This window comes from Magnetospirillum fulvum MGU-K5, from assembly GCF_000442515.1.
GTDB classification, from domain to species: domain Bacteria; phylum Pseudomonadota; class Alphaproteobacteria; order Rhodospirillales; family Magnetospirillaceae; genus Phaeospirillum; species Phaeospirillum fulvum_B.
Genome location: NZ_AQPH01000175.1, coordinates 1 through 304 on the forward strand (window position 1 = coordinate 1; position 304 = coordinate 304).

Annotated in this window: 1 protein-coding gene; it reads right to left on the reverse strand. The window is 65.5% G+C overall.

Annotation, left to right across the window (positions count from 1 at the left end):
* Nucleotides 1–26: 26 nt before the first annotated feature.
* Nucleotides 27–304: FG-GAP repeat protein (locus K678_RS18440; protein ID WP_021133814.1), on the reverse strand; the 278-nt coding region annotated here is incomplete at its 5' end.

Here is a 304-nt window from a genome sequence, read left to right on the forward strand (position 1 = left end):
GGGCTGCTGAATTGGTCGCCTGACGCTCAGTCCGATGCGGTGAGTTTCGCCTGCTGTGTCCACGTCCCGCCGGATCGGGTGAAGACGTAGGCTGCTCCGGCGTTGGATATTCCTCCCGGATCGGCACCGCTCGCCCCGACAACGGCGGTGTTGCCGTCCGAGGAGAGTGAGACGGAGCTGCCGAAATTGTCGCCCGCCGCCTTGTCGGAGGCGGTGAGCTTCGATGCTTGTGTCCATGTCCCTCCGGATCGCGTGAAGACGTAGAGCGCTCCGGCGTCGGTCGTTCCTCCCGGATCGGCAACCG